Annotated in this window: 24 protein-coding genes; 5 read left to right on the forward strand and 19 right to left on the reverse strand. The window is 34.9% G+C overall.

Annotated elements, in window-relative coordinates; genetic code table 11:
• Positions 1 to 470 precede the first annotated feature (470 nt).
• The 8 genes from EGX95_RS16450 to EGX95_RS16485 form a co-directional block, all read right to left on the reverse strand.
• Complete coding sequence (locus EGX95_RS16450; RefSeq protein ID WP_001077965.1) at positions 471 to 1562, reverse strand: acetyl-CoA C-acyltransferase; 1092 nt, start codon at positions 1560 to 1562, stop codon at positions 471 to 473.
• A complete protein-coding gene (locus EGX95_RS16455; RefSeq protein WP_000513146.1) occupies positions 1555 to 3018 on the reverse strand; it encodes an acyl-CoA synthetase in 1464 nt (487 codons plus the stop codon). The genes EGX95_RS16450 and EGX95_RS16455 overlap by 8 nt, the downstream gene beginning before the upstream one ends.
• A 65-nt stretch (positions 3019 to 3083) precedes the next feature.
• Positions 3084 to 3659, reverse strand: coding sequence for a biotin transporter BioY (locus EGX95_RS16460; protein ID WP_001093342.1), 576 nt, complete (start codon positions 3657 to 3659; stop codon positions 3084 to 3086).
• A 123-nt stretch (positions 3660 to 3782) separates the two neighbouring features.
• Positions 3783 to 5396, reverse strand: coding sequence for a long-chain fatty acid--CoA ligase (locus EGX95_RS16465; protein ID WP_000980169.1), 1614 nt, complete (start codon positions 5394 to 5396; stop codon positions 3783 to 3785).
• Positions 5397 to 5530: 134 nt separating this feature from the next.
• Positions 5531 to 6181: an ABC-2 transporter permease gene (locus tag EGX95_RS16470; protein WP_001214699.1), complete on the reverse strand. Its 651-nt coding sequence runs from the start codon at positions 6179 to 6181 to the stop codon at positions 5531 to 5533.
• The gene (locus EGX95_RS16475; protein WP_000067341.1) at positions 6182 to 7033 is read right to left on the reverse strand and encodes an ABC transporter ATP-binding protein; all 852 of its coding nucleotides are present in this window, start codon (positions 7031 to 7033) and stop codon (positions 6182 to 6184) included. It abuts the gene before it with no gap.
• A 46-nt stretch (positions 7034 to 7079) separates the two neighbouring features.
• Complete coding sequence (locus EGX95_RS16480; RefSeq protein ID WP_000505600.1) at positions 7080 to 7868, reverse strand: helix-turn-helix domain-containing protein; 789 nt, start codon at positions 7866 to 7868, stop codon at positions 7080 to 7082.
• A 450-nt stretch (positions 7869 to 8318) separates the two neighbouring features.
• Entirely contained in the window at positions 8319 to 8522 is a 204-nt protein-coding gene (locus tag EGX95_RS16485; protein WP_000810865.1) for a hypothetical protein, read from the reverse strand.
• A gap of 152 nt (positions 8523 to 8674) precedes the next feature.
• Between EGX95_RS16485 and EGX95_RS16490 the strand changes: the two genes are divergently transcribed.
• Positions 8675 to 9487, forward strand: a complete 813-nt coding sequence (locus tag EGX95_RS16490; RefSeq protein ID WP_000104594.1) for a GNAT family N-acetyltransferase — start codon at positions 8675 to 8677, stop codon at positions 9485 to 9487.
• A 171-nt stretch (positions 9488 to 9658) separates the two neighbouring features.
• On the forward strand, positions 9659 to 9862 hold the full coding sequence (locus EGX95_RS16495) for a CsbD family protein (RefSeq protein ID WP_000160412.1): 204 nt from the start codon (positions 9659 to 9661) through the stop codon (positions 9860 to 9862).
• A gap of 202 nt (positions 9863 to 10064) precedes the next feature.
• Here EGX95_RS16495 and EGX95_RS16500 read toward each other — a convergent pair whose 3' ends face one another.
• A complete protein-coding gene (locus EGX95_RS16500; protein ID WP_002080728.1) occupies positions 10065 to 11543 on the reverse strand; it encodes a DUF4822 domain-containing protein in 1479 nt (492 codons plus the stop codon).
• A gap of 393 nt (positions 11544 to 11936) precedes the next feature.
• On the opposite strand from EGX95_RS16500, the gene EGX95_RS16505 reads away from it, so the two are divergent.
• Positions 11937 to 12365: a cytidine deaminase gene (locus EGX95_RS16505; RefSeq protein ID WP_001019675.1), complete on the forward strand. Its 429-nt coding sequence runs from the start codon at positions 11937 to 11939 to the stop codon at positions 12363 to 12365.
• Between the two features lie 112 nt (positions 12366 to 12477).
• Here EGX95_RS16505 and EGX95_RS16510 read toward each other — a convergent pair whose 3' ends face one another.
• The 3 genes from EGX95_RS16510 to EGX95_RS16520 are packed head-to-tail and all read right to left on the reverse strand — an operon-like array spanning position 12478 to position 14016.
• Positions 12478 to 12729, reverse strand: a complete 252-nt coding sequence (locus tag EGX95_RS16510; RefSeq protein WP_001983516.1) for a DUF2164 domain-containing protein — start codon at positions 12727 to 12729, stop codon at positions 12478 to 12480.
• An 11-nt stretch (positions 12730 to 12740) separates the two neighbouring features.
• Positions 12741 to 13199 carry a peptidoglycan recognition protein family protein gene (locus EGX95_RS16515; protein ID WP_000402952.1) on the reverse strand — a complete coding sequence of 153 codons (459 nt, stop codon included), beginning with the start codon at positions 13197 to 13199 and terminating at the stop codon, positions 12741 to 12743.
• Between the two features lie 13 nt (positions 13200 to 13212).
• Positions 13213 to 14016, reverse strand: coding sequence for a protein phosphatase 2C domain-containing protein (locus EGX95_RS16520; RefSeq protein WP_000695708.1), 804 nt, complete (start codon positions 14014 to 14016; stop codon positions 13213 to 13215).
• 114 nt (positions 14017 to 14130) lie between these two features.
• Here EGX95_RS16520 and EGX95_RS16525 point away from each other — a divergent pair, with 114 nt between their 5' ends.
• Positions 14131 to 14970, forward strand: coding sequence for a YitT family protein (locus EGX95_RS16525; protein WP_002028192.1), 840 nt, complete (start codon positions 14131 to 14133; stop codon positions 14968 to 14970).
• A 20-nt stretch (positions 14971 to 14990) separates the two neighbouring features.
• Here EGX95_RS16525 and EGX95_RS16530 read toward each other — a convergent pair whose 3' ends face one another.
• Entirely contained in the window at positions 14991 to 15362 is a 372-nt protein-coding gene (locus tag EGX95_RS16530) for a VOC family protein (RefSeq protein WP_063246575.1), read from the reverse strand.
• 235 nt (positions 15363 to 15597) lie between these two features.
• On the opposite strand from EGX95_RS16530, the gene EGX95_RS16540 reads away from it, so the two are divergent.
• A complete protein-coding gene (locus tag EGX95_RS16540) occupies positions 15598 to 17130 on the forward strand; it encodes a BA3702 family sensor histidine kinase (protein WP_000087673.1) in 1533 nt (510 codons plus the stop codon).
• Between the two features lie 55 nt (positions 17131 to 17185).
• On the opposite strand, the gene EGX95_RS16545 is transcribed toward EGX95_RS16540, so the two are convergent.
• The 6 genes from EGX95_RS16545 to EGX95_RS16570 form a co-directional block, all read right to left on the reverse strand.
• Positions 17186 to 17797 (reverse strand): alpha/beta hydrolase, encoded by a 612-nt coding sequence (locus tag EGX95_RS16545; protein ID WP_000975497.1) that lies wholly within the window; start codon positions 17795 to 17797, stop codon positions 17186 to 17188.
• A 24-nt stretch (positions 17798 to 17821) separates the two neighbouring features.
• On the reverse strand, positions 17822 to 18760 hold the full coding sequence (locus tag EGX95_RS16550; RefSeq protein WP_000412742.1) for a ring-cleaving dioxygenase: 939 nt from the start codon (positions 18758 to 18760) through the stop codon (positions 17822 to 17824).
• Between the two features lie 341 nt (positions 18761 to 19101).
• Entirely contained in the window at positions 19102 to 20580 is a 1479-nt protein-coding gene (putP, locus tag EGX95_RS16555) for a sodium/proline symporter PutP (protein ID WP_000687615.1), read from the reverse strand.
• A 298-nt stretch (positions 20581 to 20878) separates the two neighbouring features.
• Positions 20879 to 21367 (reverse strand): cytochrome c biogenesis protein CcdC, encoded by a 489-nt coding sequence (locus EGX95_RS16560; RefSeq protein WP_001183914.1) that lies wholly within the window; start codon positions 21365 to 21367, stop codon positions 20879 to 20881.
• Between the two features lie 112 nt (positions 21368 to 21479).
• On the reverse strand, positions 21480 to 23054 hold the full coding sequence (locus tag EGX95_RS16565; RefSeq protein WP_000005202.1) for an FMN-binding glutamate synthase family protein: 1575 nt from the start codon (positions 23052 to 23054) through the stop codon (positions 21480 to 21482).
• A 67-nt stretch (positions 23055 to 23121) separates the two neighbouring features.
• Positions 23122 to 24249: an alkene reductase gene (locus EGX95_RS16570; RefSeq protein WP_000168640.1), complete on the reverse strand. Its 1128-nt coding sequence runs from the start codon at positions 24247 to 24249 to the stop codon at positions 23122 to 23124.
• Positions 24250 to 24430: the final 181 nt, after the last annotated feature.

Here is a 24430-nt window from a genome sequence, read left to right on the forward strand (position 1 = left end):
AAGTAAAAGTCTCTAAAACAATCTTGTTCTCTGAAAACAGAATACATATGAGGTTGGAGTAACAAATTCTTCTGCTCCGTAAAATGTATTGAGTCGTCAAGTACAAGACGCTAAAACACATTTGAGAACTCACAATCTGACTCGTTTGGTAATAGAACGAGTGCCGTATCTGCTAGATGCACTGGATACGGAGTGGTGATGGCACACCGCAATCTTGCACGTCAGCGATACTAGAAATAGACGTCGCCTTTGGTAGCAAGAATCCCACTGACGTTAGTCAGCTTGCGGCTTTAGCCGTGGGAGTGTCAATACATTATACCAATAATCTGAGGATCAAGCTTACAAATTCAACCTCAGGTAACCCCAAAATATAGAATAATATTTGTTTGTTTTATAGTTACTAAGAGCGGATATTAACTCATATATTGAACTAATTATCCCCTATTAATCATAGTACAGTTAATACCTCGCTAATCTTCTACTTTCTCAAATAATAAAGCAAGCCCTATCCCGCCCCCTATTCCTAACGTCGTAATTCCATACTTCATATGCTCTCTTTGCGCTTGATAAAACAAACGTGTTACAAGCATAGCTCCAGATGCACCGTACGGATGACCGAGCGCAATTGCACCACCATTTACATTTAATTTCTCGTACGGAATTTGTAACGTCTTTGCACAAGCTACAACTTTTGAAGCAAATGCTTCATTTATTTCAAAATAATCGATATCCTCTACTTTCATATTCATTTCGTTTAGTAATTTGTTCACCGCAAATATTGGACCAGTCCCCGGAAGGTTGGGATCTACTCCAACTACAGCACTGCGAACAAAACGAAGAACAGGCTTGTATCCTAATTTTCGAGCTTGCCGCTCTTCCATTACAAGAACTGCACATGCCCCATCATTTACACCACATGAATTCCCTGCCGTTACTGTACCATTTTGTAAAAATGCAGGTTTTGTTCTTTTAATCATTCGTTCATAATTCATTTCTAGCTTTATAGATTCATCTAATAATCCATTAAAAGACATTATTTCATCATGTATATATCCTTTTTCTAATGCTTGCAGTGTTCGTTTGTAACTGAGGCAAGCATACTCGTCTTGCATTTCTCTCGTGATGTTATAACGTTCTGCAACATATTCAGCCGCTACTCCCATATCAGGATCACCTATTGTTTCTGGTGAAAATCGTGCTCTATTTTGAAAAGGTGATGTACTTGTACTCTCTACTCCTCCTGCAATATAACAATTACCTGCCCCGCCTTGAATGAAATAACATGCGGTGCGAATCGCTTCCAATCCGGCACCACATTGCCGATCAATTGTTACTCCCGGAATATGATAACCTAGTCCTGCTTCTAAAGCAGATAATCTCGCAATATTCCCTCCTGGTCCCACAACATTCCCTAATATAACATCGTCTATTTCTCTCTCAATCCCTTTACTTAAAAACGTAAGGAGTGGTGCTGCTAATTGCTGAACTTCATAATCTTTTAACATCCCATTCTCCTTGCCAATGGGTGTTCTTTTCGCCTCTACAATAACTGCCCTATTCATATATTTTCTCCCGTTTTTCAATCATACTTTTTGCTACCATACGAGCAATCTTTCCGCTATTTGTATAAGGTATTTCATCTACAAAATGCCATTCTTTCGGTATTTTAAACGAGGATAATCGTTGTAAGCAAAAACTCTTTAATTGTTGCCTCGTAGCACTTCCTTTGACGATGGCGACAGGCTTTTCACCCCAATAACTATCATTCACACCAACTATAACTATTTCATCTACAGCTGGATGTTCATGTAATACACTTTCTATTTCTTCTGGAAAAATATTAATTCCTCCAAATAAAATCATATTCTTTTCTCTACCTACAATATATATAAAGCCTTCTTCATCTTCATAGCCTACATCTCGCACTGTCATCCAGCCATCTGCATTCAATTCTGGAACTACAATCCCATTTAATATGTAACCCATAAAAAACTGATCACTTTTCACATAAACAGTTCCTACCTCACCTTTCTGTACTTCTTCACCTGCTCCATTACATATTCGAACTTGCACATTGTGACAAGATTTCCCTACTGAATTTGGCCTTCTTTCACTCTCTTCATCAACTAATGCTGTTACAAAACTTAGTTCCGATGCACCGTAAAATTCATATTTTTGCGCATAAGGAAATATACTCTTTATTTTTTCTTTCGCCTCAGCTTCCCATTTCGCTCCTGACGAAATAATTTTCAATGTATTTTCTATTACTCTCTTTTCTTTATATAAAGATTCTAGCATTGTCGGAACTGTATACATGACCGAATTTTTTTCCGTTTCTAACTTATCCAACACTTGATTTGGAATAAACTTTCTCATAATATGCACCGTTTGTCCTATATATAATGCACTTATTGCCCCGTATAAAAAAAGAGAATGAACGAGCGTTCCAGCTATTAAAATAGAATCTTCTTCTTTCATATGAAAATCATGTATATTGCAATCGAAACTATGAACCCACGATTGTTGTTCACGTAAAAATGCTTTTGCTTTTCCAGTTGATCCTGATGTGAATCCGATGTAAAAAGGAGCATTTTGTACATTTTTTACGGACTGATATGTAGGAAGATAGTGCTCTATCATTCTTTTCCACTCATCAATTTCTATTACTCTTCCTTCTTCACCGGGTAGATCATTTACCTTATATCGCTCTGTCACAATCACATCCGGATCACTGATTGCAATCCTTTCTTTAAGCTCATGCTGTTTCCACCTTATATCGAATGGCACACAAACCCATCCGGCCATAGCAGCACCAGCAAATAGTTGTAAAAACTCGATACGATTTTCTAATACAATTGCTATCGTTTTATTCTTTGACTTTTTTTCATCCAACCAGCTTGCTACTTTACACACTGACTCAAACCACTCTTTATATGTTAAAACTCGATCATTTTCCTTTATTGCTATTTTATTCGGTTGTAAGGAAGCATGCTTTTTATATTCTTTTGTAATCCCCATATGAGACGTCCTTTCTCTTAAAAATAATAAAAAGAAACACGCAATGAACGTGTTTCTTCTCTTTTTTATCCCGCATTTGTATATTTCCCACTCTTTAAAGCAGGCGTAATAATATGTTTCAATGAACGGTGTAATTTTGTTACAAGAACTGCTGCAATAATTATTTTTATACAATCCCCTGGTAAGAACACAGCACTTACTTTCATCGTCTGCCATATAGAAATATCCATTACGAAAGCTTGTACAATAATACCCAATACATAAACTACGAAAATACCACCAATTATATTAATGCATAATACTTTTATTATAGAAACTTCACGTAAACGCTCAATTAAATAACCAATGACAAACGCTCCAACAATATAACCAAGTAAATATCCTGCACTTGGCCCAACAAATACACCAAAGCCACCACGTCCACCAGCAAGTAATGGTGCTCCAACTCCTACAATAAGTAAGAAAACAAGTTGACTTAATGCACCAAGACGTGATCCTAACAGTCCACCAGCAAGCATAACACCAAGTGATTGTAATGTAATTGGAACTGGTGTAATAGAAAGAGCAATTGGAGGAATTAATCCTAACACTCCCATAATAGAACTAAATAAAGCGACGAAAACTAAGTTTTTTGTATTCATATTTGCTTCTCCCATTTGTAAACTGAAAATAATTTTCGGATAACATATTATAGAAGTTATATTATATTTCTATCTAGAATTTGTCAACTTATTTTCATAATAGGTTTACAAATATGAATTCCATTATTCCCCTTTACGCAAATGCTCAAGTTCTTTCCGAAGCGCTTGTTTTAAAAACTTCCCAACAGATGTTTTCGGTATTTCTTCCATAAATACAATCTCGTCTGGCAACCACCACTTTGCAAACTGCGGTTTTAAAAACGCATATATTTCTTCTTTTGTTACTGTACTATTTTTCTTTTGAACAACGCAGGCAACTGGTCGCTCTTGCCACTGCGGATGAGGAACGGCAACGACAGCTGCTTCAAATATAGCATCATGTGCCATTAAAGCATTTTCAAGGTCCACTGAGGAAATCCATTCTCCCCCACTTTTAATAACATCTTTCGTACGGTCAACAATTTTCACGCAACCTTCCTCATCGACTGTGACAACATCTCCTGTATATAACCATCCATCACGAAAACCTTCGACAGTACGCTCATCGTTATAATAGCTTTCAGCGATCCATGGTGCTCGTAAACAAAGTTCTCCCATCTCTGTACCATCCCACTTCACTTCACCATTTGTACCGACTACTTTCATCTCTACACCAGGTACAAGATACCCTTGTTTTGATCGAATTTCTAATTGCTCTTCATACGATAATTCTGTTTCATAACTTTTTAAACGCGCAAGTGTTACGAGTGGGCTCGTTTCCGTCATACCATATGCATGGATGAAAGGAACATTATGTTTCTGTTCAAATGCTTTAATAACACTTTTCGGTGCAGCTGCACCACCACATAGTATTCTCGTCATACTAGATAAATCGTAACTATTATTTTCTAACTCTTGTAATACACCGAGCCAAATTGTCGGCACACCAGCAGCTAACGTCACTTTTTCAGATTGGATCATTTCTAATAAAATTTTTGGTGTAAACATCGGTCCTGGAAGAACTTGTTTTGATCCAAACCACGTAGCAGCGAAAGGAAGTCCCCAAGCATTCACATGGAACATCGGTACAATCGCCATTGCTGCATCACTTTCCGATAAAGCAGCTGTATCCGCTAAACCAAGTGCCATACAATGCAATACAGTACTACGATGCGTATATACAACACCTTTTGGATTTCCTGTAGTCGCCGACGTATAACACATACCAGCAGGTGTGTTTTCATCAATATCTTTTACAAATTGGAAATTTGGATCGCCTTCTTCTAATAGCTTTTCATAATGATATACAGGTTCTAGCGTAGTATTTGGAAGTTCATCTTTATCAGTCATAATAATGTAAGCTTGTACAGCTGATAGTTGTGATTGAATATTTTCAACGAGCGGTACGAGATCTTCATCTATAAGTAGAATGCGATCTTCTGCGTGCTGAATAATATATAAAATATGTTGAGGAGATAAACGAATATTAATTGTGTGCAAAACAGAAGCAATACCTGGAATAGCAAAATACGCTTCCACATGTCGATGATGATTCCACGCTAACGTTCCTATACGCTCGCCTTCCTTAATTCCTAACTTTTTTAACGCACTGGAAAGCCTTCTCGTCCTTTCACCTAACTGCTTATACGTTAACGTCGTAATTGTATCATGTGTCCGTGAAACAATTTCTTTCTTTGAAAACAATTTTTCTGCTCTTTCCATCATAGAACTAATTGTTAGCGGTACATTCATCATCATATTGGTTACATCCCCCTTTAAAGCGTTTTCATTTTGTTTATTATAACAGACTTCTACAAATAATCACGACATTTTTCTGTATTTTCTGAATTATTCCTTTGGAAATAATTCAGAAAATACTAAGAGAAGATATACTAAAATTCCTTCTTACGATATATAAATACCGAAATAACAAAAGAAAAGATATATATGATAACGCCAAATATTGTATATAGAATTGAAACGTATAAAGATGAATTTAAATTTAATATTGGAAATTGTTCTATTAGATAGCCAATTACACTTTGTAATCCAAAATAAGTAACAAGTCCCCCGCATGCGCCTCCAATTGTAATAGCATCAGATTTTTCTGCTCCAAAAACATAGAGAAGTGGGTAGGCTATTGCTCCGGCATTAAGGATGATGAACGTCCCTAAAGAAACACTCTTAAATATACCATCATCAATTGGCGTACCTGAAACTGAAGCATGTACGTAAAATATGCTATACGATAATAAAGTACCAATAATTACAACTATAAAATAGAAAAGGTAGTGACTTTGCACAATGTTATTTCTAGTAACCGGTAAAGTAAGTACATATTTTTCATAACCCGACTTACTCTCATATTTAATAACTTCAAGTGCAGGAATTGCAGCAAATAAGATAATGAATGTAGCAATTAAACGGTACATTGAAGCATTACCAAAATAAAAAACAAATCCCGATCCTAATATCGCTATTCCCATGAACGTAAAGAAAGTTCGATACACTAGATAATAGTTTGTCAATAATAAACCTCTCATTTATTTTTCACTCCTCGTTAATAAGACACTCATTTCTTCTATTGAAATGGTTCTATGAGCAATCCCATTTGGTAGTTTATGCACATCTGATACAAGTACATTGAAATAAGAGCCATTATTCCTTTTCACCACAACTATATCTTTGTTAACTAAAGTTAGTTGTTCCTCATCAACATCTACAATGGCATAATTGTCCAAAACCTTATCCTTTTCTTCATTTAATAAAATTTCTCCATCTTTTATCACAATAAGGTGACTAGCTATTTTTTCTACATCACTCATAATATGTGAAGAGAGTAATATACCACCATTACTTTTATTCACAAAACCTTTTAATTCCTCTAATACCTGCTCCCTAGATGAAGGATCAAGACCTCCCGTCGCTTCATCTAGAATTAATAATTTAGCATTATGTGACAATGCAACAGCTATAGATAGTTTCATCGACATTCCACGGGAAAACCTACCTACTTTTTCATAAGTAGGTAAAGAGAAAGAATGAACTAATCGGTAAAAATTTTCTCCATCCCAAGATTCAAACATCTTTTCAAAAACTTTATTTAGTTGTTTTATTGTAAGATGAACCGGGAGATTCATAGCATCAAATACGACTCCTATCTTTTCCTTAATCTTGGCATCTTTATTTATATTTTCTTTACCAAATATTTTTACTGTACCATTATCTTTAGAAATTAATTGTAATACTGTTTTAAAGGTTGTTGATTTCCCAGCTCCATTGTTACCAATGAATCCAACAATTGATCCAGACGGCACATTGAAAGAAACATCTCTTAAAACAACTTTATTTCCAAATGATTTACTTAGATTTTCAATTTCTAGAAGATTTGACATCATTACACTCCTATCTTAACTTTTAATAAAAATATGTTTTCTCCTATTAAAAATTATCCACCTTTTCTCTCACTTTCTTTTTCAGTTTAAAAATAAGACGATTACTATATTCTTTATTTTCTACTAAAATTCGATACGCCTCTAATACTCCTAACACACGAACAAAAAGATAAACTCCGATAGCAATAAGTACAACACAGTAAGGGTAATACTGCACTAATTCCCCTGAAGTGATATGCTTTTTCTCAAACAAAAACGGGATTGCGCCTGCAGCTATAAAACAAAATCCAACGATCATTACTGCAGCATACTTTTTCTTAATAATCGCATATCTTTTTGTGAATTGTTTTAGAAAGTTTTGATCAAATAATAATTCTTCTTTTTTTAATACATTGTATCGACTCTCTTCTATCGTTACAGGTACCATCATTGCTCCAATTCCAAAGACAGCAATGATAATGACAAGAAACGTAGACATTGTTACATCTTCTTTAAATAATAAATATGGTATTGTAGATAAAATGAGCAAACTAAATCCTAACGCAATATATTTAGAAATTTTTTCTCCATACACTATATACCCTTCTGCCATTTCCTTGCTTACGTAATAACCATTTTCCTTTTCGTTACTTTGTTCAGCATTTTCTTTTAATAAGTAATCAAGAGATACTTCGAATACATTTCCAATCATTATTAATTTTTCAGTTTCAGGAAACCCTTGACCATTTTCCCATTTACTAACTGCTTGCCTTGTCGTGTTTAATTTCTCAGCTAACGCTTCTTGAGAAAGGCCTTTTTCCTTTCTTAATTTAAACAGCTTTTCACCAAATCCCATATGTGTGTCCCCCTTCGTTTTCTTAACTAAATTGTATGTAAACATAGCCCTTATCTCTATCTTCCTGCGGTTGCACTTTGTCAACTTACGGTTGCGATTATGTTATATAGCAGTTTTGTATACGATTTAGCTAGTTTTCTTCTATGATTATAGCGTTTATAAAACACCCCACCTCGATAACCAATTATAACAATAAAAGGTAATTATTGTTATAAAAAATAAAAAAACTCCTTTATTTATAAAGGAGTTTTCGATATGAAATATTCTAAGATGAGCTAATTTTTCTTTCTCATACTAATTCACAATTTCTTCTATACATTTTTGTACGTTGTGCAACGATTAATAAGCATCCCACACAGTATATGTTGTCATCTCTTTATATAAGGCGTATTCATATATATGTAAAATATTTCTCCTATTAACTTCCCTAATAAAAACACTTTTTAATAATCATAACGGCTTCTGCTTAAACTTTTCATAATGTCGTACTTTTAATAAAAGGACATTCCCGCAATCTGTACAAATATAAGCATCTACTGGTGAAGATGTGAACATCGTCTCCTTTTTCCGTATTTGTGCATAACCGACAAACTCACCTTCTCCTATATTTTGAGAACCACAATTAGAGCATGTCTGCACATTTTTCTGTTTCATGAGAGCACCACCTTTAATCTGTTTCTACTCCCTTCGACAATCCACTTCCATTTCCCTTCCAAAAAACTTCTAATTCTCTTACATTTCAACAGGAATCTTAGAACATAAAGCGTATATGTACTATGAAATATATTTAATGACGGGGGAATTTTATGAGTACTATTGTGACACTTAATACAGCAAATGAAATTGAAAACGCAGAAATACATATGCTTTCTTCTAGATTAGCGCTACTACAAGCAATAAGTGGAAATCCAATGCAAGTACAAATGAAAAAGTTCGGGAGTGCCACTGCCTTTTCATCAAAAGTAATTACTGGTCCTGCTTTTAACACAGTAAAAGGCGTTACATTTATAAATGCAGATGAGATAGATGCGATTATCTCTTATTATCACTCACTACAAATTCCTTGCCGTTTTGAAATTACACCAGCGCAAGGTACAGCTGAACTATTTCAATACTTATCTCAAAAAGGATTTTACCAATCTAGCTTCCATACCGCTTTATATAGTAAACCGAAAGAAGATCCATCTCTTCTTCCTTCTAACATTTCAGTACGTAAACTAAAAGAAAATGAGTTTGATATTTTTGCTGACATATATGTATGTGGTTTTAACATGCCATCCTTTACAAAAGATGGCGTGCGCCAAAATAACGAAATTCTTTACAATAAACCAGGATGGCATTTTTTCATAGCTGAAGTTCAAAACATTCCTGCGGGCATTGGTGTCCTGTATATAAATAAGGGTGTCGCATCATTAGCTGCTTCTGCTACTTTGCCAGAATTTCAGCGTAAAGGTTGTCACACTGCATTAATTCAAAAACGAATTGAGACAGCTATTGAATCCAATTGTCATTTAATAGTCGGACAAGCAAGATTCGGTAGCAGCAGTCAAAATAATATGGAACGTGCCCATATGAAGATCGCTTATACAAAATCAATCTGGACCGCCAAAAACATATAATTAACATTCTTTCTCTTCTCATTACAACTTTATACACTTTATGACAATTCCTTTTCAACTCTATTAATCATTTGAATATTCAAACTAAATCTGTTACGCTATTGCTAGATACATCATTCAACTTGCAATATGAAAAGAGCATTCTAATCAAACTACAAGGAGGAGAAATGTATGACTAAACATGATCATGGTTTAAAAGAAAAAGTAGAAGGTGCTATTGATAAAGTAAAAGGCGAAGTAAAAGAAGTTGTCGGGAAAGTAACTGACAATAAGAAATTACAAGCTGAAGGAAAATGGGATAAGGTAAAAGGCACTGCTAAAGATACTGTTGGTAATGTAAAAAAGAAAGTTAATGAATATAAAGAAAATAAATAAAAAAACGAAAATGTATGGTTGTGCAAGTAGTAAGTTACTAGATTTGAGAAAAGAGAAATTGCACCCATAAAAAATCATTTTAAAACGACAAATAGATGCCTCAAGGCATCTATTTGTCTATAAATAACTATTTTAATTACCCAACCCTTAAGCTTTTCCTTACTAACATTTTCTAACATAATGCCTTTGCTACAGTAAAGGCTTACTTTGTGAAATTTGGTTTTAGATCACCTGTATACGGTTCATGCTCAACAAAGATTTTTATATCTTTTCCATTCGCATCTTTCCCCATTCTTGTATACGTAAATTTCTCTTTATTTAATTCTGTAAGTTCAAGAACTGCACCGTATTTATTATTTCCTAACGAAACGTGAGCTCTTATTTTATTACCATGTACAACATCAAAGAAACCGTAGTCTCCACGACTTTCTCCTGTATTCACATTAAAAAACTCGTATTTATTTGTATTTTTATCGTATTTTGCTAGACTGATTAAGTTTGAGTTATATTTTGTTACATCATTACCTTGGTCGTCTAATACCACCGTTCCGTTCCATAGTGTACTAGATAAAATTTCATCTCCATCAACATCTTTAACTATTTTACCTGTCGAACTTTCTAAATTTTTATCAGGCCGCGTGAAAGAAAGTTCTTTTTCATGGTACGGAATATGTTCAACAAACACCTCTACATCGTTCCCTTTTGTATCTTTCCCCATTCTTTTATATGTAAATTTCTCCTTATCTAATTGCGTCAATTCAACAACTGCTTGATAATTTTGCGTCTCAGAAATTAGTACTCTTTTCTTTCCATCATTCGTTATAAAAAAGGTACCGCTATCATTACGACTCTCTCCTGTACTTGCATTAAAAAATTCATACCTTGCCGTTTTAGCATCATACTTTGCAAGCCCGATGAAATTTTGATTTTCTTTCGTTACATCATTATGATCTTTGTCATAGACTTTTGTCCCTTGCCAGTTTGTTTCACCAAGTATGCTAGCTAATAGTTGCCCTTTTGTTTCTTGAGTTTGCTCAGTTTCTTGTATTGCATTGTATAAAAATTGTGCATACTGTTCACGCGTCACATCCATATTTGGAGCAAAATTCCCTCCGCCTACTCCTTTTGCAATATTATTTGTTTGAACAGCACTAATTGCATTGCTTGCCCATGAGTTCGTTGAAACGTCATTAAAAGTATGATTACTCTTTGCCTTTAAATGAAAAGCATTTGTAAGAACTTGTGCCATTTCTGCACGCGTTAAGGAAGCCTTTGGTCTAAAGTTCCCATGCTCGTCACCCTTAAAAACGCCCATTTCTGTTAAAGACAAGATTTCCTTTATATAGCTTGTCGACTCTTTACTTATGTCCCCATATGGGTTCTCATAATTTTTGTCTTCTGCCAAATTAAAATAACGATATAGTAAAGCTGCAACTTGTTCACGTGTCACGTTATCTCCAAAACCAAATCTTCCATCATCATAGCCGAAAATGATTTTCTCGCCTGTTAATTGCTGAATCGCCTCATATGCCCAGTGCCCCTTTGGAACATCTTTGAATACCCCAGTATGATTCGTGTTTGGTGTAACTACTTCTGCTTTCACCTCTCCAGTCGTTTCACTTAGTAGACTTCCACCTAAAACTGCTGATATGATACATGTTTTTAAAATTGTTTTATTCATAACTTCCCAATCCCTTCCTTCATTTAACAAATAATTACACCACTTTTCTTTCAAAAGAAGATTCTATGTGCGCAATTTATGTTATAAATTTTGATTACAGCTAATGGAATACGAAGTGTTACACATCCAAATTTCTTATTTGTAGTATCAATAGCTGCTATATAGGAATTATAAATAGCAACTATAAATTGCCCATAAACAAATTATTAAAAAAAGATAAAATTAAGATTATATATTTTTAATCTCAATCTTTTTATAAAAAAACGTTCCTTTTGGCAAAAAGATGGCTTGAAATTAAATGTTCATTCCATTTTTTTGTTTATGCTATTATGATAAAAGAAAGAATATTTAGAAATAACAAACCTGAATTTGGGCAGAAATGAGGAAAAGAAATTGAATATTGAGCAACAATTATATGATGTGGTGAAACAGTTAATTGAACAAAGATATCCAAACGATTGGGGTGGAGCCGCAGCGATTCGTGTAGAAGATGGAACAATTTATACAAGTGTTGCTCCAGGCGTAATAAATGCTTCAACAGAACTTTGTATGGAAACAGGTGCAATTTTAGAAGCTCATAAATTTCAAAAGAAAGTTACACATTCTATTTGTCTTGCGAGAGAAAATGAGCATTCTCAATTAAAGGTACTCTCGCCTTGTGGTGTATGCCAAGAACGTTTATTTTATTGGGGACCAGAAGTACAGTGTGCGATTACAAATGCTAAACAAGATATTATTTTTAAACCTTTAAAAGAGTTGCAACCATATCATTGGACAGAAGCATATCATGATGAAATGGCAAAAGAATGGAGTACGAGATAGAGGAATAAGTTTCATTATTTTCCTGATGACAATAAAAAAATGTCACGGCCTTTTCCAAATAAAACATCGGAAAAGGCCGTGACATAACACTTATTTTATAATTGATGGAAGTTTACTTCCCTTCACTTTTTTCTAACACATACAAATCTTCTTCAATATTAGATAGCTTCTCTGTTACAAGCTTTCTAGCATCTCCAATTGCTTGATTGTATGCAAAAGGCCCTACTAATTTAATCATTTCTTCTATTAAACGTTCTGCTTGAAAACGCCCAATTTCATCTAAATCTTCTTCAACGAAAAATTGCTGAATTTGTGCTACAAGCTCTTCTTTTTTATCATTTGGTATTTTTATATTCATCATCATTTATTACTCCTCTATATGTAAGATAGTATGTTTCTTAACTCTACCATAGAAAAACGCTTTCCAGGACAACTTTTTGTAACGCCTTCTAGCTCCCTATGACCGAGTATATTTTCTTTCTTTATAGCAAACCGATTCATAAACATTTTACATAAAGAATATAATGCATTCATTTGTGCGGTAGTTGGATCATATTTATCAAAATTACCCGTCATACATATTCCAATTGTATCTCTATTATGATCTTTCGCATGTGCTCCAATATGTAAACCACGTCCTTCGACTACAGTTCCATCTTCTTCAATAAAATAATTGTAACCGATCCCGCTCCACCCTCTTACTTTTTGATGAAATTCATGTGTTTTATACACATCCCATCCATCTTCGGATGTATGGTGAATAATCAGTTTGTTTACTTTTTCTAAAGGAACTAATTCATCTTGAAATGCTAAATTTACACATTTAATTTCCATTTGAATATCCCCCTTAAAAATCAATCATCATAATTGTTTTATCATCTGGTCGTATTCTCTTTTCCCCTTCTAACTCTTCAATAATTGCTACATATTCATTTATACTATTCTTTCTTATATATGCAACAGTTTGTTCGAGTGGCCAATCTGGGTGGAATAATCCGTCTGAACAAATAAAAATCCCACTCACTTCATCTACATGTAATTCCCCATGCTGCAAATAATGAATTGCTTCTTTCATTCCATTTGCAACGGAATACCCACCCTGCATATTTGCAAGATAACGATTATATTTTAACTGTTCTCGCACATCTTGAAAAACATGTTCTTCTGGTACAGATACCCCTTCTTTACGATCTTCTTCTCTTTTCTTTTTTGCTCGTTTACTAATTCCTTCGACCGTATCTTTCGTTAATACTTGCATCGTTCCATTTTGAAGTATTGCAACAATCATACAGTCCCCTAATTGTGCATATTCAATTTTCTCACCAACTATTTGGACTGCCGCGATACATGTGCACCACAAATGCTCTTTCTTTCTCGTATCTACTCCATATGCTAACATTTTTCTTTGCAATGCTTCATTTGCTTTTGCAACAGCAACTTGTAAACTATGATTTTCGCGGAATGAATTAAAATAACTTGCAAATAAATGTGAAGCGATGTATGCTCCATTATGTCCCTTTTCATCACGAAACGGGACAAGTGGTGTTGCACCGTCACATACACCATAAATCTTTTTTTCTTCATTACAAAAATAAGAATCCTCACATTCTTGCTTCAACGGGCTTTTCTGTTGATATGTTTTTATCTTCATAACTGTATCCCCTTTCAAATGATAAAATACTCAAATTCTTTTGATTAATCAAATTTACCGAAATAAACTGTTTTTACCCAAAACTTTCAATATCATATATAATCTTGAAATAATATGAATTTTTCAGTGAAGGACGGGAAAGAGATGGTCAGATTTCTTGGTGTTATTATTGGTTCTATTATTATTGCGATTGCCTTTAATCTTTTCCTTATCCCCCACAAAATTTTAAGTAGTGGAATTGGCGGAATTGCTATTATTTTAGGGATTGTAACTCCTGTAAACACAGGTATTATTAACTTTGTATTAAACTTACCTATCCTTATTTTAGGATACATAGGCCTTGGAAAAAAAGTAATTTTTAACACGATTGTCTCTGTTATTGTATTATCTGTTGCATTATACTACGTTCCAGTAAAAGTCGTAGCAACAGATCCACTTTTATCATCTATCTTTGGTGGTGTTATTGCCGGAGCTGGTATCGGTCTTGTTTTTAACTGTAATGGATCAACTGGTGGATTTGATATTATCGGTATGTTGTTATCTCGCAAAAGAGATATTAAACTTGGCGGATTCCTTATTGTTTTAAATGCAGTCGTTGTAATCATTGCAGGATTCTTCTTCACTTGGGATGTTGCCCTTACAAGCTTACTTTCGATTTATGTAACTGGTAAAGTTATTGATGCTATTCATACGAAACATCGGAAGGTTACACTTATGATTGTAACAAATGAAGCAGAAAAAATGAAAAAACAACTTCTTTCAACTGTTGTACGTGGCATTACATTACTTGATGGCGAAGGTGCTTATTCTAGCGAAAAGAAACGTGTACTTATGACAGTCGTTTCTCGTGAAGAATTAGCAAGTATGAAATTAACAATTTCTGAAATTGACCCTCATGCATTCGTTAACATTACAGAAACAGTTGAAGTATTAGGATTGTTTAGAAAAGCTTAAAAAACTAGGTGGATTTCCACCTAGTTTTTATTTTCCATAAATTCAATTCGATTTCCGAACGGATCTGACACATAAAATCGAATTACATCTGGTCGTGCATGATCATCTATTACTTCAATGCCTTGCTGTATTAACGCTTGTTTAAATTCATCTATGTTTAAAACATAAAAAGCCGGATGTGCCTTTTTAGCTGGGGTAAAGTTTTGCTCAACTCCGGTATGAATCTCTTGATTTCCACACTTAAACCAGCACCCACCGCGCTTCTTTAATTCCTCTGGCTTTGGGATTTCCTCCATACCAATTTTATTACTATAAAACTCTCGCGCTTCTTCTTCACACCCTACAGGCGCAGCTACTTGTACATGATCGATCCCTTGAATATAAGTTCTCATTTTCTCTCCCCCTCTTCTACCCTAATGTTATAAGGAAAACCTACTCCTGTAACTTACAAATGATTTATAAAACAATATAAGCTCCCCTTATTACCACCCTATACGTACTTTTCCAAAATAAAGAAAACAAAATTTATTATATAACTTCCATTTTTTATAGAAATACACGTTACATCTATATTATAGTTATGAATAGACAAATCTTTTTAGATGCTATTTGTACGGAGGAACTATTATGAGTCGTAAAAAATATTCATCAACTCAAAAAAAACGTCATCCGAACATTTCTAGACGTTTGCGAAACCATATACAAGATCGTTCATTAACAGAAATGTACGCATCTCTGTTCGAACACAACCCTGATGGTATTATTTCATTAAATTTAGAGGGAATTATTATACACACTAATCCTTCTGCTGAAAGAATACTAGGTTACACTTCTTCAGAATTAGAGCGAAAAAGCATTACCTCGATTTTAGAAGCTCATATTTCTGAGCAAGTATTACAAAATATAAAGAATACGGAAGCGGATAATCAACAAGAGTATATTTTATCTATTTATCATAAAGATGGATTCTTATTAGATGTCGTGACAAAACTAGTTCCTATTTTTGTCCAAAATCGTCTAACTGGCGTATATGCCATTATGAAGCCTCTTGAAAAATCAGAAAGAATTGAGAAAAAGCTGAAAGAAAGTGAGAAGAGATTACGCACATTAGTAAACTCCATGCCTGCGTTTGTTATATTTAAAGATCATGAAGGGCGCTGGCTTGAGGCAAATGACTACGCACTTTCTTGCTTCAATTTCCATCATGTACCTTACCACGGAAAAAAAGATAGTGAACTCATTCAATATAATGAAGCGTACCGAGAAGCTTTTTTACATTGTGAAGAAGTCGATGAATTAGCATGGCAACAAAGACAAATTCTTCATGGTGAAGAATTTATTATTCATAGAGATGATTTCGACCTAATCTTAAGTATATCGAAAGTTCCTCTCTATCACCCTGACGGCTCCCGTAAAGGTCTTATCGTAATGGGAAGAGATATTACTGAGCTAAAGGAAACGGAAAAGTTATTACGAAAATCTGAAAAGCTCGCAGTAGTCGGACAACTGACAGCTGGAATTGCTCATGAAATTCGAAATCCACTCACTTCTCTAAAAGGTTTTCTAACATTGCTACTCCCTGAAATAAATGAGGAGCAGAAGTGGTATATCGATGTTATGTTAAGTGAAATTTCACAGATGGAATCTATCACGAGTCAATTTATGGCGATGTCTAAACCACAAGTATTAGCAATCCAAACTTGTAACATACAAACTTTAATTGAAGAGGTAGTTACATTTATTTTACCAACCGCAATTATGCATAGCGTTCATATCATTATGGATCATTTTGATTACGTATATGACATTCAATGTGACGGTAACCAATTAAAACAAGTTTTTATAAATATATTAAAAAATGCGATTGAAGCAATGCCAAATGGCGGAAATATTTTCATCCAAACAAAACCATTAGAGGGTAATTTCATCTTAATACGGATCATCGATGAAGGTTGCGGTATCCCAGAAGATCGTATCTCCCGTTTAGGCGAACCGTTTTATAGTTTAAAAGAAAAAGGCACAGGGCTAGGATTAATGATGTGTTACAAAATAATTGAAGAACATCATGGTAAATTACACATTTCAAGTGAATTAAATAAAGGTACGGTCGTTGATATTCACCTACCACTTTCTTCACCTCACCTTGCAATCCAGTCTTAAATAATAAAAGAAGCATCTGCTAACGATTAGCAGATGCTTCTTTTATTATTTATACTTATAGAACTGTTTTTCCATACCATTCTTTTGCTTTTTCTACTTCACCCATCGTTAATTGATGTCCTCTATTTTCCCAATGCATTGTTACATTAGCGTTTGCATTTTCTAATAGTAGCTTCAATTCCTCTGACTCAGAAGATGAACAAATTGGATCATTTGTCCCAGCAGCAATAAACACGGATTTCCCAGCTAAATTAGGCAATTGTGTTCCTCTTCTAGGCACCATTGGGTGATGAAGCACAGCACCTTTTAACGCATTTTCGTAATGGAATAATAAGCTTGCCGCAATGTTTGCTCCATTTGAATAACCGATAGCTACAATGTTGTTTCTATCAAATTCATATGTTTTTGCAGCTTCGTCTAAAAACTCATTTAATTCCTTCGTACGGAAAATAAGATCCTCTTCATCAAAAATACCTTCTGCTAATCGACGGAAGAAACGTGGCATCCCATTCTCTAATACATTTCCACGGACACTTAATACTGAAGCTTCCGGATCCATTATTTCTGCAAGTGGTAATAAATCTACTTCATTACCTCCTGTACCATGAAGTAATAGCAATACTGGTTTTGACGTATCTTTTCCTTTTTGAAAAACATGTTTCATCATAATCCTTTTCCCCTTTCAATCACTTTAATCTAAATTTCTCACTTCAAATGGTAAAAGCTTTTGTTCAATCTGTTTTCTATGTTTTTCATATTGTTCCGGTAACTTTAATTCCTCACCCATCGTCTCTAACGATTCATCATGAGCGAAACCAGGGGGATCTGTTGCAATTTCAAATAAAATTTCACCGTGTTCTCTAAAATAAATTGCGTTAAAATAATTTCGATCTTGTACAGGAGTTACGTGGTATCCAAAACGGGACACATGCTCTTTCCAGTCTAGCTGATCAGCATCGTCACTCGCTCTCCAAGCAATATGATGCACTGTACCAACACCCATTTGACCGCGTCCGATTGTCGATAATTTCAAATCAATAATATTGCCAATATTAGCAGAAGAACGGAATCGAACAAATTCACCCTCTTCTCCAATTTTCTCAAGACCCATGATATGTTCTAACAGTTCAGCAGTTTTTTGAGGCTCCGTTGATAAAAGAACTGCACCGCCAAATCCTTTAATTGCTACTTCTGGCGTAACTTCCCCAAAAGTCCAATTATTTAATTCGCCTTCTTCTCTTTCTACTAATTCTATATGCAAACCATGTGGATCATCAAATTCTAAGTACTGTTCTCCAAATCGAGTCATTTTTGTATACGAAATATCAAATTTTTCTAATCTATTTTCCCAAAACTCCATTGCCCCTTTTGGTACAACATAAGAAGTGATTCCTACTTGACCGTCACCAATAACTCCTTGACGAGCACCTGCCCATGGGAAAAACGTAATAATTGTTCCCGGTTTTCCTCCTTCATTACCAAAATAAAGATGGTACGTACCTGGATCATCAAAATTCACTGTTTGTTTCACTAAACGTAAACCTAACACACCAGCGTAAAAATCTACATTTTCTTGTGGATGCCCTACAATCGCTGTAATATGGTGGATGCCCATTGTTTTCTTTTCCATTTCTTCCACTCCTTTTTTATTCCATTATAAAAATTGCTTTACATTAAGATTCATTATTCATTTTGTCCATACTGACTAGTAAAATCCGTCATGATAATCTTATCTCGAATTCGAGATATTTATTTTAAAATTACACATTAACTTCCAGTTCCTTAAATTATCTCAAATTCGAGATAATTATCAAAAAAATATTTAATCCATTTGAAATCTTTATTCAAAGTACAAATTAACTCGAACTCAAATTTATTATAAGTTACTTACTTTTAGTTGTCAACAAGTTCCTTATTTTCATTTTAAATAAAAAGAGAGTAAACGCCAGTTTCGTTTACTCTCTTCGCTAATCATTTCGTTTCTTCTTCCAGCACTGCTTCCATCTCATTAAATTCACGATGAATTGCTTTAACTGGTTCTTTCGTTAATAAACTTATAACAATCACAGCTAATAAGCTACAGAAGAATCCAGGTACCATTTCATACATAGTCGCTTTTAAACTTGGAATTTGTACCCAAGTAATTACAACTACTGCACCAACAATCATCCCAGCAAGAACGCCCCATTTGTTCGTTCTCTTCCAATATAAACTTAATAAAATGGCAGGTCCGAATGCTGAACCAAATCCTGCCCAAGCATAACCGACGAGTGTTAAAATTGTATCACTTGGATGATACGCTAAAACAACTGCGATCATAGCTACTACTAAAACTGACAGTCTACCGATAAATACAAGTTCTTTATCACTTGCGTTACGACGGAAAAATGTTTTATAGAAATCTTCCGTTACTGCACTTGAAATAACAAGTAATTGCGAGGAAATACTACTCATAATCGAAGCCAAAATAGCTGATAATAAAAATCCAGTAATGTACGGATGGAATAAAATATTTGAGAATGTTACAAAGACCATTTCCGGATCTTGTAATGTCGCATTATTTTTAGCGTAATAAGCAATACCAACTAGACCAGTAAGCATTGCACCTATAATTGAAATCGTCATCCAACCGATACCGATTCTACGAGAAGTTTTCAAATCTTTAATAGAGGTAATTGCCATAAAGCGGACAATAATATGTGGTTGACCAAAATACCCAAGACCCCATGCTAAAAAGGAAATAATACCAAGAATTGTGGTCCCTTTAAACATATCTAAATGCGATGCATCAACTTGCTTAATCGTATTGAATGTTTCTGTTACACCACCGACATCTGTAAAAGCAACAATTGGTACTAATACGAGAGCAATAAACATAATACACCCTTGCACAAAGTCGGTCCAACTTACTGCTAAAAAACCACCGAATAGTGTATAAGCAACTACGACACCAACAGTTACAAATAAACCAATTTTATAATCAAGGTTGAAAGAATTTTCAAACAAACGTCCACCTGATACTAAACCAGCCGACGCATAAAATGTGAAAAATACTAAAATGACGATAGCGGAGACAAAACGAAGTATTTTCGTACGATCTTTAAATCGATTCTCTAAAAAGTCTGGAATCGTAATTGAATCATTAGCCACTTCTGTATACGTTCGCAAACGCGGGGCAAGAATTAAATAGTTTACATAAGCACCTATTAATAAACCTATCGCAATCCACACACTCGATAACCCTGTCGCATACATCGCACCAGGTAATCCCATTAGCATCCAACCACTCATGTCAGAAGCACCAGCTGATAAAGCTGTAACTGCTGGACCGAGTCCCCTTCCGCCTAACATATAATCTGATAAATCGGATGTCTTCTTATAAGACCAATAACCGATATACAACATACCTGCCATATAAATAGCAAGCGAAACCATAATCTCAATCTTCACCAAATCTCTCCCTTAGTTACATAAGCCATTCAAAATTTCGAAAAATGACTTTTTCTATTTTCTTGTTTTCGCTTATGGTTCCCTACCTTAACAAACATTTTTTGTTCTTTCAAGTGAACAGGTGTTTTTTACTGCATGTGAAAACCTTCATAAACGCCTTTATCCCAGTGGATTACCCGGTTTTTAAAATAAATTAAAGTAAAAATATTCAGAAAACAAAAAACGCTTTTCCACTTCTTATTTTCATTTATTTATCCGACAAATTTTCAAAAGAAAAAGCCATACAAATGCATGGCTTTTAGCTTATTGGCATCGTAATTTTCTCTTTCTCTACGTAAACTTTACGAAATTTTATATAGCAGCCAATACGCCAAGGTACTATATAACAAACCGCAAGGGTGTAGAAAAGAATGCCGATTGACTTTGGATCTAAACCTTGTAAATGTCTTCTAAAATAAGCACGTAAAAGAACGATAACTAAAAATGTAGCAATAAAAGCAATACTTTTTTTCGCATAAATTTGACCATCTTCTCTCACTTCATACCCACTTAAAATAATAAGTGGAATTGACAATAACAGTCCAATCCCAGCAGCTATCCCAATTTGCCAACCAGCAAGTTGTATCGGTGCAGCATATAAAGAAAAACCTGGTAATAAAAAGAATAATGGCAATAATAGTCGTCTTCCTTTATTTTTAATTGGTCGATTCATAGAACGCATACGTCTAAATATAACGAGCCCTATGACGAGTAAAAAAATTGTAATACTGTACGAACCTTGCTGCAAGTGAATCTCTCCCTAAAAATAGTCATTTTTAAAATCTTTTCCCATTATACTCCTAATATTTCCTAAATAATATAATTATCCCTTCGAAAAATCTTACATTTTCAATATACTTTTAGCTTTGATTTATTATAGGAAATAATTCCGAAAGAGGCACCACCCGCCCCACCTCATCTTTAAATACAATATGCTCCCTCGTTAAATGACGCGGACTCTTTACTCCCGCTGCTGCTGCAAGTGAGAACAAACTATATCTCATACTTATTATATAATTCATAACTCGCCACTTCTTCTCATACGGATCTAACGCTTTTTGATAGTGCGGATTCGTCGTGGCCACACCAGATGGACATTGGCCAGAGTTACATTGAAGCGCCATAATACAACCGCTTGCCATCATAAAACCACGTGCCGAGTTTACAGCATCTGCACCAATCGCTAAAGCAATTGCCACTTTATCTGGTGTAATTAATTTCCCCGAGGCAAACACTTTGAATTTATCACGAACACCATACTGATTCGCTGTATCAATACATGTCAGTAACGCTGGAATAAGCGGCATCCCCATACTATCTGCCATCGATTTATATGTTGCTCCTGATCCACCTTCTGAACCGTCAATTGTAATAAAATCCGGATAGATATTTAACTCTTTCATCGTTTTAAATAAATCTTCCAACGGCTCCTGCTGTCCAATTACAATTTTCATACCGATTGGTTTCCCGCCAGTTTCTTGCAAACGCTGAATAAAATAAAGTGTATCTGCCGCATTATTCAAAAATGAAAATCGATTCGGAGAATTAATCGTTTCTCCTACTCGTACATTCCGAACAGAAGCAATTTTCTCATTTACTTTTTGCCCCTCTAAATGACCACCACGTATTTTCGCACCTTGCCCAAATTTCAATTCAAATGCTTTAATATTACTTTCTTTCACTTTCTCCATAAATTTCTCCATTGAAAAATTCCCGTCCTCATCACGGTATCCAAATAGTCCTGGACCAATTTGCGCAACGATATTCGCCCCTGTATGTAAATGTTCTGGAATAATGCCACCTTCACCAGTATTAATCCACGATCCGCCTGCCATTCTCGCTCCAAAGCCGCTCGCTAAAATATAATTTTCGCCAATCGCACCGTAAGAAGTTGCTGATGCCCCAAACATGCCATACAGTTTCCACGGATATTTACGATTTTCGCCGACGATAATTGCATCGTCTTCTTCGTATAACCAAAGATTCGTTGTATCCGCTGTCAATTTTTCTCTCCGTGAAAATAATCCTTCTTTATGAATCACATACTTTTTCCCTTCACGTTCTTGCGTTACGTTCACACTTAATTCTTCTGTTAATACCGGAAACAACGTATTAGCAATATAATAACCAGATGCTTCAAAATCTCGTTTCGACCCAAAACCAAGTATTTCAGAGCGATACTTCGCTAAAAACATAACACTTTGAAAATCGTAACGTGAAAAAGGTTTTCCATCTGTATCGTGATCAAACCAATATTGTCGGAATTCCGGCCCTATCTTTTCCAGTAAGTAACGCATTCTTCCTAAGTATGGATGTAATTTTAAAATAGAATGATGCGTCCGTTTTTTTATAAAAAATGTGATAATAAAAAAGACGATTAAAAGCAACATTAATAATAGTAATATGCTAATAATAACGAGTAGCGTTTCACTCATCTCGCTTCCCCCTATGAAATTCCATAATAAAAGGAGAACACTCCATGTGTTCTCCTTTTATCTTTATTCAAATTAATGTAGCAAGATGCTCTTTCGCGTCATATTCAACTAAACTTTCAGCATGTTTAATTCGATGAACAAAATCTGGATTAGCAATTAACGGTCTTCCGAATGCAGCTACGTCAATTGTTCCTTCTTGCAACGCTTCTTCAGCTTCTTTCGGATTCAAATTACCAACCCCAACAATCGTACCCTCCCAATATTTTCTTACTAATTGATGAAAATTCTTTCCGTCAGCAATCACTTGCGTATAATTCATCGTTGAAGGATGAATCATCGTTAATCCAACTTCTTTAAACATATTTACAAATGTTTCAATTGCCAGCTCAGGGTTTTCCCACATATAAGTAGGATTATCCCCTTTAAAAGCAGAGAAACGAAGAAGTGTTTTATCAGCTCCAACTGCTTCTATTACAGCCTCAGTTACTTCTTTCATAAACGTTAATCTTTGCTTTAAGTCACCGCCATATTTATCAGTACGCTTATTTGCAAACTCATAAGTAAATTGATCAATTAAATATCCGTGTGCACCGTGAATTTCTACCCCATCAAACCCAGCTTCAATCGCATTTTTTGCAGCTTGTGCGTATTGACTAATAACTTCTTGTATTTCTTGTAACGTCATTGCTTCTGGTGTATCAAATGGTTTGCGAAAACGTGGAACATTCCCTTCTGCAGCGATGGCAGAAGGCGCTTGCGGCATTTGCCCACCAATTATTTCGTGATGACTCATACGTCCAACATGCCATATTTGAGCAATAATCGTCCCGCCTTCTTTATGTACTGCCTCTGTAACAGGTTTCCAAGAGTCGATTTGTTCTTGCGTATAAATCCCTGGTACTCCTGGATTGCCTTTCGCTCTCGGACTAATGATAATTCCTTCTGTAATAATTAATCCAACTCCGTCAGCAGCACGCTTTCTATAGTACTCCACTACATCAGCACCAACTACTCCAGTTTCATTGTCTGCAAAGCATCTCGTCATCGGTGCCATTGCTATGCGATTACGAAGAGACCAAGCTCCGACTTGAATCTGATCAAACAACTTCGTTTCTTCAATATTTTCAAAAGATCCCCAAGCGTTTACATTTGTTCCTTCATAAATACTTGCCGCTTTATTATTAGAACTTGCCATTTTTCTTCCCCCTTAAAAATTCTTGCTATAATCGCATCATACTTACTTTTAAATAGTAACGTCAATTTATACGACTTTTCTATAAAACATTCGAATATCCAAAAAACAGAATGCTATAAATAAACTAAAAAGGTTTCCTTAGTAGGAAACCTTTTTTAGTTGATCATATATGGCTGTCAAT

This window comes from Bacillus sp. FDAARGOS_527 (genome assembly GCF_003812125.1).
GTDB lineage: Bacteria > Bacillota > Bacilli > Bacillales > Bacillaceae_G > Bacillus_A > Bacillus_A paranthracis.